This window comes from Aureimonas sp. N4, from assembly GCF_001463925.1.
Lineage (GTDB): Bacteria > Pseudomonadota > Alphaproteobacteria > Rhizobiales > Rhizobiaceae > Aureimonas > Aureimonas ureilytica_A.
Genome location: NZ_BBWS01000070.1, coordinates 1 through 9,902, shown reverse-complemented (window position 1 = coordinate 9,902; position 9,902 = coordinate 1). Strand labels below are relative to the sequence as shown.

Genomic DNA, 9,902 nt, shown 5'->3' with positions numbered 1-9,902 from the left:
TTCCGGTGCCTCGAACGCCTCCGAAACGATCTCTGGCAGAGACCAAGCCGAGAGGTATGTGAAGGCAAGCAGAGCCTGCAAAAGGAGCTATGAAGCCAAAGGGGTCTGCCAGGAAGGCGAGCCGCCGAGAGTTGATGTCAGCTCTGAGCTTTGAGCCGTAACATCCTATGGTAATGTCCATTTCGGATCGTTTCGTGCAAGGCGTTGCAGGGCATGGGCGCAACGAACGATCCGAATGCTTAAGGCTGGATTAACCATTCGATCGCTAGCGTTGCGCAACAGGATCGAACACAAGGCCCCGCCCCATGTCCTACACGCTTGCAACGGCTGCCGAAGTCGCCGGCAAGACGAAGCCGACCATCTGGCGCGCGGTCAAAAGCGGTAAGATCTCGGCCACGCGCCTCGAGGACGGCTCCTTCCGGATCGATCCGTCCGAGCTCACCCGCTACTTGGCGGCCAACCATGAAACGGCCCCGAGCGAAACGGTGCAGCGATCCGAAACGGGATTGTCGTACGGTGAAATGGACGCCAAGGCGTTGCAGGAGGCGATTACGCTTCGTTTCACGGTGGAGCGCCTGGAGGCGTTGCTCGCAACGGAGCGCGAGCGCGCGGCCGAGCTGCGTGAAGAGCGCAACCAGTGGCGCGACCAGGCCCAGCGGCTGGCGATCACCCACGAGAAGACGATCGCCGTCTCGCCTTCCCCGGAGCCGGATCGCTCCGGCCTCGTGACGCGGCTCCTGGCGGCGGTCAGAGGTTAGGCGAAAGCGCCGGCGCTATTTCCGAACCTGGTACTTGGCGCACCAGGTCTCGAAGATCTGGAGGATGTCGCGATGATCGAGCGCCATCTTGCGACCCTTCGCCCAGCGCCGGAACGCATCCGCCACCACAGCGAGATCGGGCGTCGGCTGCGGCAGCTGCCGGCGCGCCGGCTCGGCCCAGGCCGTGTAGTGAAGGCTTCCCTCGCTCGGGAAGACCGCCAAGGGCTGGGGCGCCGCGTCCGCCTTGGAGCGCCGCTGGCGCGGCTTGGCGGACGTGGCGGTGTCCGACACCGGCTTGCGCACGGCGCGCGTCCTTGAAGCTTTTGGAGCCTCGGAAGACGTGTCCTCGGGCGGGATGACGGAAAGCGATGGCCGGGAGGGGACGGGCTCCCCCTCGATCTCGGTGTCGTGGGTCCGCACCGACCAGAAGATCTCGACCCCCACGACGATGCGTCCGCGCTTCTTCGGGACGGCCGAGACGGCAAAGCGCGAAATCCGGTTCACTTCGTTGATGGCGGGTTGGATAGCCTTCCGGTTGAGCATATCCCACCTCTCCAGCTTACCCTTTGGCACTCCGAGGCGAGCACGAAGATCGAGCAGCGTGAAAGTCTCGGAAGCCTTGTGAGAGAGGTTCGCTCGGAGCGCGATCATCTCATGGAGTCGCATAGCGTACCGACTGGTCATTGAGAGCGCTGTGGAACGGTCGATGATCGCCCAATAATCCGAGCCTTGGGCGATGTGGCGGAACGCTTCCCCGAACTTCCAGCGCGCGACCACAGGGCCGTCGTCGGTCTCGATCTCCGCGATCGCCAAAAGTGAGCCCACCACGATCTTGGTGCCGGATTGGTACTCCATGACTGCGCCACTCAGTTCCTTGAACAGGTCCACGAGTTCGCGCTTGGTCAGGTTCTTGATCCCTGCCTCAGCCTTGATCGCCGCTAGATCGAGTGTGTGCCAACGGTCTTCTGCTAGTGCTGCCCCCGCAGCCCGGAACATCAGTTCGTAGAGCTTCAGTGCCACGATGCCAGGTGGATTGGTGAGGTCGGCAAAACGCCCCTCCACCAGTTCCCCTGGGCGGTAGGAGCGGTCCTTGTCATAGGCCCGATCAGCGATCACTTGCAGCGTCTTTCCCATGGCTACCTGCTATACATGTCAAAGGTAGCCTTTTAAATAGCCCTCAGTCCCCATAGGTAGCTTTTCAGTCCCCATAGGTAGCTTTTCAGTCCCCATAGGTAGCTTTTCGCGACGCAAGATATTGTTTTTAAAAGCGTATTTTTCCCTGAACATATAGAACATTTAGAACAAGAAAGCGGGCAGCATCCAAATCCCGGAAAATCAGGCGTTTGAAACCTGCATCACGCACCTGATGAGGAGCTAATCGAGCGACCTAAGGCCTTTATTCAAGCTCGTCGGCGAGCACTCCCAATAGGTTCTTTTAGCGCTCCAACGTCGCCATCAGCGTGCCGGTGATCAGTACGAAAGCGCCCTATTCTCGATCCCGCCCAACCAGCCTCACCCTCTCCAGGGCTCTTGAGGGAGGCATGGGATCAGCGTCTGCGCCTTCCCCACTGGTGACGCGCCTTGCCACCTCGGCGCCCAATAAGGGCATGAAGGCGCCCAAGGCTCAGCTCTCAGAGGCCGGTTCATCCGACAGAACCCGTGCGAAGCCTATGAAGAAGAGGAATTATCTATTGAAATCAGTAACTTGAACTCATGAGAACCGCCCCCGAGTCGGTTTCACGACGATTCCGTTCATTTTTCGTGACAGGGGGTGTTGACCTCCCGTGAAGAATCCCCTTATAAGCCGCTCATCAACGACGGCCCTGGCGCTGTCGGGCGGACAAGCCGGCCTGGAAGGCTCGTTTGTTTCGCGGTAAAGCTGACGGTTTGGTTCTCAGGTTTCCTGGGAGGTTAAGCTGGTCGGCTCGTTTTTGCGCCTCCGGGTGTCAAAAGTTTCGAAGTGTCTGTTGGATGCTTTGCAAGGTTGGCCCGAGGGTCGACCGACGGTGGTTCGTCCGCCGTGATCTTTGAAAATTGAATAGTGTTGGAAGAAAGAGAAACGTGGACGGCGGTGTTGGCCGAGGACGCGCTCTGAATGGTATTTCCTTTCCATTTGAGTGACGTCCGAGAGAACAAACCGACGAGACACGTTTCGTTGAGATGAGAGTGTACACGCTCCGACTTCGGTTGGAGTGTTTGACGATCATGTGCGCTGGTTGGCTTTCGGGCTGGCCGGTGTTTTGGTCGTTTCTCTCGTCGATGCTTTGAGACAGTGACTAGTCGGGAAGAACTCTTATCAAACCTGAGAGTTTGATCCTGGCTCAGAACGAACGCTGGCGGCAGGCTTAACACATGCAAGTCGAGCGCCCCGCAAGGGGAGCGGCAGACGGGTGAGTAACGCGTGGGAATCTACCCTGAACTGCGGAATAGCTCCGGGAAACTGGAATTAATACCGCATGTGCCCTGAGGGGCAAAGATTTATCGGTTCAGGATGAGCCCGCGTCCGATTAGCTAGTTGGTGGGGTAAAGGCCTACCAAGGCGACGATCGGTAGCTGGTCTAAGAGGATGATCAGCCACATTGGGACTGAGACACGGCCCAAACTCCTACGGGAGGCAGCAGTGGGGAATATTGGACAATGGGCGCAAGCCTGATCCAGCCATGCCGCGTGAGTGATGAAGGCCCTAGGGTTGTAAAGCTCTTTCAGTGGGGACGATAATGACGGTACCCACAGAAGAAGCCCCGGCTAACTTCGTGCCAGCAGCCGCGGTAATACGAAGGGGGCTAGCGTTGTTCGGAATTACTGGGCGTAAAGCGCACGTAGGCGGACATTTAAGTCAGGGGTGAAATCCCGGGGCTCAACCCCGGAACTGCCTTTGATACTGGGTGTCTTGAGTTCGGAAGAGGTGAGTGGAATTGCGAGTGTAGAGGTGAAATTCGTAGATATTCGCAGGAACACCAGTGGCGAAGGCGGCTCACTGGTCCGATACTGACGCTGAGGTGCGAAAGCGTGGGGAGCAAACAGGATTAGATACCCTGGTAGTCCACGCCGTAAACGATGGAAGCTAGCCGTTGGGGGATTTATCTCTCGGTGGCGCAGTTAACGCATTAAGCTTCCCGCCTGGGGAGTACGGTCGCAAGATTAAAACTCAAAGGAATTGACGGGGGCCCGCACAAGCGGTGGAGCATGTGGTTTAATTCGAAGCAACGCGCAGAACCTTACCAGCCCTTGACATGCCCTGACGGCTCCAGAGATGGAGCTATTCCTTCGGGACAGGTGCACAGGTGCTGCATGGCTGTCGTCAGCTCGTGTCGTGAGATGTTGGGTTAAGTCCCGCAACGAGCGCAACCCTCGCCCTTAGTTGCCAGCATTCAGTTGGGCACTCTAGGGGGACTGCCGGTGATAAGCCGAGAGGAAGGTGGGGATGACGTCAAGTCCTCATGGCCCTTACGGGCTGGGCTACACACGTGCTACAATGGCGGTGACAGTGGGCAGCCAGACCGCGAGGTCGAGCTAATCCCAAAAAGCCGTCTCAGTTCGGATTGCACTCTGCAACTCGAGTGCATGAAGTTGGAATCGCTAGTAATCGTGGATCAGCATGCCACGGTGAATACGTTCCCGGGCCTTGTACACACCGCCCGTCACACCATGGGAGTTGGTTCTACCCGAAGGCGTTGCGCTAACCGCAAGGAGGCAGGCGACCACGGTAGGGTCAGCGACTGGGGTGAAGTCGTAACAAGGTAGCCGTAGGGGAACCTGCGGCTGGATCACCTCCTTTCTAAGGATCGCCCTTTCACGGCCTTCGAACCCTCTGCTTTCGGGCAGACGCTTCGGACTTCCGTATCGGATGATTTTAGAACAAGATGCCATCAGTCAGGTGAGCATCGCGCATACCAGTGCCCTGTCCATCGATCCTCGAGATCGGGATTGGGGTGATGGCCGGCATCGCCGCCCATGTTTCTCTTTCTTCCCTGGATATATCACGACGACCTCGGCCGGGCCGGGATCAAGAAGATCGGGCCCGTAGCTCAGTTGGTTAGAGCGCACCCCTGATAAGGGTGAGGTCGGTAGTTCGAATCTACCCGGGCCCACCATTTGCCTCGAGCGCCTCGCGGCGATCGGGAACGGGGCTTTAGCTCAGCTGGGAGAGCACCTGCTTTGCAAGCAGGGGGTCGTCGGTTCGATCCCGACAAGCTCCACCATTCCCTCCGAATGGTTTGGACCGGGATATCCAGGAAGAAAGTGCACGCTTTGCGGCCGCGCCCATCGGGGTTCGGTTCGCCTGTTCTGACACATTGTGAAGAGAAGACGGGTCCTGAAGGATCGATTGGCCGAAAGGCTGATCGATCCTGTCCGGGGCGGATCGCCAGAGGGTTCATCGCCCGCTGGAACAACGTTCCGCGCCATACCCGGCGCCTTGGCCTTCGGGCCGTGGCGTCACCGATCAACATGCCTGACCGCTGTTGTCGGGTCCCGTCTCTGGAAGCTGGTCTTTCGTCAGTTCTCGTCCTCCAAGGCACGAGAGCTGACAGAGCGCCGTCGCAGGACGCCGATCCCCGTTGCACGCGGGCCGGTGTTGAGGGCGCTCAGAAGAATGAAGCCGTCCTGTTCGTCTCTCTCACCCCGTCTTAGGATGGGGTCTGATGAACATGGGCGATGAGAACGATCAAGTGTCTTAAGGGCATCTGGTGAATGCCTTGGCATGCACAGGCGATGAAGGACGTGATACGCTGCGATAAGCCATGGGGAGCTGCGAATAAGCTTTGATCCGTGGATTTCCGAATGGGGAAACCCACCTCCGAACCTTGGTAAGATCGGAATGGCACTGGAGCGCAAGCCCCGGTGCGATTGCGGTTACCAAGGTTCAACAGCGAGGTATCTAACTCTGAATACATAGGGGTTAGAAGCGAACTCGGGGAACTGAAACATCTAAGTACCCGAAGGAAAGGACATCAACCGAGACTCCGTTAGTAGTGGCGAGCGAACGCGGACCAGGCCAGTGACCATGACAAGAAGAAGCCGAACAGGTTGGAAAGCCTGACAAGAGTGGGTGATAGTCCCGTAGGCATAATGTCTGTCATGGTCCTCGAGTAGGGCGGGACACGTGAAATCCTGTCTGAAATTGGGGGGACCACCCTCCAAGCCTAAGTACTCGTGCATGACCGATAGCGAACCAGTACCGTGAGGGAAAGGTGAAAAGCACCCCGACAAGGGGAGTGAAAGAGAACCTGAAACCGGATGCCTACAAACAGTGGGAGCCCGAAAGGGTGACCGCGTACCTTTTGTATAATGGGTCAGCGACTTAGTCTGGCGAGCAAGCTTAAGCCGATAGGTGGAGGCGTAGCGAAAGCGAGTCTGAACAGGGCGTTCAGTTCGTCGGATTAGACCCGAAACCGAGTGATCTAGCCATGAGCAGGTTGAAGGTGCAGTAACATGCACTGGAGGACCGAACCCGCATCTGTTGCAATAGATTGGGATGACTTGTGGCTAGGGGTGAAAGGCCAATCAAACTCGGAAATAGCTGGTTCTCCGCGAAATCTATTTAGGTAGAGCGTCGGATGTATTCTCCAGGGGGTAGAGCACTGAATGGGCTAGGGGAACTCACCGTTTTACCAAACCCAATCAAACTCCGAATACCTGGAAGAACTGTCCGGCAGACACACGGCGGGTGCTAACGTCCGTCGTGAAGAGGGAAACAACCCTGACCACCAGCTAAGGTCCCCAAGTTATGGCTAAGTGGGAAAGGATGTGAGGATCCCAAAACAACCAGGATGTTGGCTTAGAAGCAGCCATCATTTAAAGAAAGCGTAACAGCTCACTGGTCTAGATTTAAGGGTTCTTGCGCCGAAAATGTACCGGGGCTCAAGCCATACACCGAAGCTGTGGGTTTGCACTTTGTGCAAGCGGTAGCGGAGCGTTCCCTAGGCTGTTGAAGCGGGACCCGTGAGGGCCCGTGGAGGTATGGGAAGTGCGAATGCTGACATGAGTAACGATAAAGGGTGTGAGAGACACCCTCGCCGAAAGTCCAAGGGTTCCTGCTTAAAGTTAATCTGAGCAGGGTTAGCCGGCCCCTAAGGCGAGGCCGAAAGGCGTAGTCGATGGGAACCACGTTAATATTCGTGGGCCTGGTGGTGAGTGACGGATCCCGTGTGTTGTTCGACCTTATCGGATTGGTCGAGCCTCGAAGGGGTCCCAGGAAATAGCCCCACCGTATAGACCGTACCCTAAACCGACACAGGTGGACTGGTAGAGTATACCAAGGCGCTTGAGAGAACTGCGTTGAAGGAACTCGGCAAATTGCACGCGTAACTTCGGAAGAAGCGTGACCTCCAGTAACGCAAGTTATTGGTGGTGGCACAGACCAGGGGGTAGCGACTGTTTATCAAAAACACAGGGCTCTGCGAAGTCGCAAGACGACGTATAGGGTCTGACGCCTGCCCGGTGCTGGAAGGTTAAGAGGAGGGGTGCAAGCTCTGAATCGAAGCCCCAGTAAACGGCGGCCGTAACTATAACGGTCCTAAGGTAGCGAAATTCCTTGTCGGGTAAGTTCCGACCTGCACGAATGGCGTAACGACTTCCCCGCTGTCTCCAACGCAGACTCAGTGAAATTGAATTCCCCGTGAAGATGCGGGGTTCCTGCGGTCAGACGGAAAGACCCCGTGCACCTTTACTATAGCTTTACACTGGCATTCGTGTCGGCATGTGTAGGATAGGTGGTAGGCTTTGAAGCGTGGGCGCCAGCTCGCGTGGAGCCATCCTTGAAATACCACCCTTATCGTCATGGATGTCTAACCGCGGTCCGTTATCCGGATCCGGGACAGTGTATGGTGGGTAGTTTGACTGGGGCGGTCGCCTCCCAAAGAGTAACGGAGGCGCGCGATGGTGGGCTCAGACCGGTCGGAAATCGGTCGTCGAGTGCAATGGCATAAGCCCGCCTGACTGCGAGACAGACAAGTCGAGCAGAGACGAAAGTCGGTCATAGTGATCCGGTGGTCCCGCGTGGAAGGGCCATCGCTCAACGGATAAAAGGTACGCCGGGGATAACAGGCTGATGACCCCCAAGAGTCCATATCGACGGGGTTGTTTGGCACCTCGATGTCGGCTCATCGCATCCTGGGGCTGGAGCAGGTCCCAAGGGTTTGGCTGTTCGCCAATTAAAGCGGTACGTGAGCTGGGTTCAGAACGTCGTGAGACAGTTCGGTCCCTATCTGCCGTGGGTGCAGGAATATTGACAGGATCTGTCCCTAGTACGAGAGGACCGGGATGGACATACCTCTGGTGGACCTGTTGTGGCGCCAGCCGCAGTGCAGGGTAGCTATGTATGGACGGGATAACCGCTGAAGGCATCTAAGCGGGAAACCCACCTGGAAACGAGTATTCCCTATCAGAGCCGTGGAAGACGACCACGTTGATAGGCCGGATGTGGAAGCGCGGTAACGCGTGAAGCTGACCGGTACTAATAGCTCGATCGGCTTGATCGTTCTCATTCGCCCATGTTCATCCCAGGCCTTGCCGGGATGTTCGGGCTTCTTCTTCAAGATACAGCTTCCAGACTGATGTGATTGGCCGACCTGGTGGTTATAGCGAGGTGGCTGCACCCGATCCCATTCCGAACTCGGCCGTGAAACGCCTCAGCGCCCATGATACTTCGTCTTAAGACGCGGGAAAGTCGGTCGCTGCCAGGTCTGCCAATCACATCCTTCTTCTCTTCTCGCATTTCAAAAACCCCGTCCTCTTCCGAGGCGGGGTTTTTTGCGTTCGGGCCTTTCGATCCCGAAGGCCGACAACGCCAAGCGACACAGCTCTATTGGCGCTTTCGAAAGCCAGGATGCTTCCAGCAGATCCTACGCTTCCCAATCGCCTCTCATTCGACCACAGAAGGTCACAGGAAGCGATTTTCGTGTTTTTCCTAGATGGGTAGCTTTCGGATTGAAGCGCACGTCAGCGGCGATTTATGAGGATTTTTGAATTCAACGCCCATTCCTGTCCCAATTGGATGGTGGCGCTGCGCTGACGTCACAAAACCTCAAGGCCACACCGGAGGCGACGATCGCGGCGTCCCAGGCGCGCGGCGCATCGAGGTAGGCCCGATCGAGCCATCGCCGTCAGAACAGCTGACCCTGCGGATCGCGCATGAAGTCGAAGCGCACCGCCTTCACCTTGCGTCCCGCCTTGATCGGCTTCCACTCGATCTGCCAGCCGTCCTTTTCCACGAGCTCGCGCACCGCGGGCTCGATGATCTTGCGCCGGATGGCGGCAAAGTCCGCCTGCTGCTTCTCGGTCGCGTCCATGGAAGCCGCGAAGTCCTCCACCGTGTATTCGGCCCGGCCCGTCGAGCCGAACCGCGTCAGAAGCTCCAGGAGCCGCCAGGAATAGACCGAGCGCAGCGCCGAAGCCTGTTTGAGTTGGTGGCTCGTGAACTGCTTCTTGAGCCCCGTCAGGTGCGGCAGCAGCGCCGGCCACCAGTGCAGCTCCACCCAGCCTTCCTTCTCGTGGTACTTCACCGAGCCGACCCAGCGCATCTGCACCTTGGCCAGAGACAGCGACTTGCCGCGCCGGCGGTGCGCCGCCTCGTAGAAGGTGATGGATCGCTCGTAGAGGGTCTTGGCCGCGCTCTGCAGAGCCTCGTAGGCGGTGGTGAGATCCACGTCGAAGGTCTCGGCATACTCGGCCGCCGTCAGATGGGTCTGAGGGACCTCGCCCGGCGCCAAGGGCCGCCGGCTGTCCAGCTTCGAGGCGGCATGCGCGATGATGCGCTTCTCGGCCAGGGTCAGCCCATGCCCTGCCCGCGTCAGGGCATTGCTCATGGACACCCATCGCTCCTCCGCAGGGCGCTCCGGGGCGGCTGGATCATAGCGCTCGACCCGGAATTTCGCCGCCGGTTTTCTCGTCAACTCTGCCATGTTCCGGGTACTTCTGCCGCAAGTCTTGAAGGGCAGAATAGGTGAATTCTGCCGTCTTGGAACGCAACGGCAGACTGTGGAAAACACCCGGAAAAAGGCAGAGATAACCCGGAAAAAGGCAGAGATAACCCGGAAAAAGGCAGAATAGGGGGGTATAACCCCATGATTCCAAAGGCGTTTTCGCCCTTAAAAACAAGAAAAAACAGGAAAAAACGCATTTTGCCGCTGAAAAGACGGCATT

Annotated in this window: 4 protein-coding genes, 2 tRNA genes and 3 rRNA genes; 6 read left to right on the top strand and 3 right to left on the bottom strand. The window is 57.7% G+C overall.

Going from position 1 to position 9,902, the window contains the following annotated elements; all coding sequences use genetic code 11:
* Positions 1 to 305: 305 nt before the first annotated feature.
* Positions 306 to 758: a helix-turn-helix domain-containing protein gene (locus tag AUL28_RS21835; protein WP_062237063.1), complete on the top strand. Its 453-nt coding sequence runs from the start codon at positions 306 to 308 to the stop codon at positions 756 to 758.
* A gap of 15 nt (positions 759 to 773) precedes the next feature.
* Here AUL28_RS21835 and AUL28_RS21830 read toward each other — a convergent pair whose 3' ends face one another.
* A complete protein-coding gene (locus AUL28_RS21830) occupies positions 774 to 1,892 on the bottom strand; it encodes a replication initiation protein (RefSeq protein WP_062237060.1) in 1,119 nt (372 codons plus the stop codon).
* A gap of 1,164 nt (positions 1,893 to 3,056) precedes the next feature.
* Between AUL28_RS21830 and AUL28_RS21825 the strand changes: the two genes are divergently transcribed.
* From AUL28_RS21825 to rrf, 5 genes are all read left to right on the top strand, one after another.
* A 16S ribosomal RNA gene (locus AUL28_RS21825) occupies positions 3,057 to 4,536 on the top strand.
* Between the two features lie 239 nt (positions 4,537 to 4,775).
* Positions 4,776 to 4,852: transfer RNA gene (locus AUL28_RS21820), tRNA-Ile, on the top strand.
* Between the two features lie 32 nt (positions 4,853 to 4,884).
* Positions 4,885 to 4,960, top strand: a tRNA-Ala gene (locus tag AUL28_RS21815).
* A gap of 462 nt (positions 4,961 to 5,422) precedes the next feature.
* A 23S ribosomal RNA gene (locus AUL28_RS21810) occupies positions 5,423 to 8,239 on the top strand.
* Positions 8,240 to 8,328: 89 nt separating this feature from the next.
* Positions 8,329 to 8,443, top strand: a 5S ribosomal RNA gene (rrf, locus tag AUL28_RS21805).
* The 16S, 23S and 5S rRNA genes sit together here with 2 tRNA genes alongside, the layout of an rRNA operon.
* 420 nt (positions 8,444 to 8,863) lie before the next feature.
* Here rrf and AUL28_RS21800 read toward each other — a convergent pair.
* Both AUL28_RS21800 and AUL28_RS23205 read right to left on the bottom strand, forming a co-directional pair.
* Complete coding sequence (locus AUL28_RS21800; protein WP_082640642.1) at positions 8,864 to 9,565, bottom strand: replication initiation protein; 702 nt, start codon at positions 9,563 to 9,565, stop codon at positions 8,864 to 8,866.
* A gap of 43 nt (positions 9,566 to 9,608) precedes the next feature.
* Positions 9,609 to 9,902 (bottom strand): hypothetical protein (locus AUL28_RS23205; protein ID WP_210168751.1); only part of this gene is annotated, 294 nt, incomplete at its 5' end.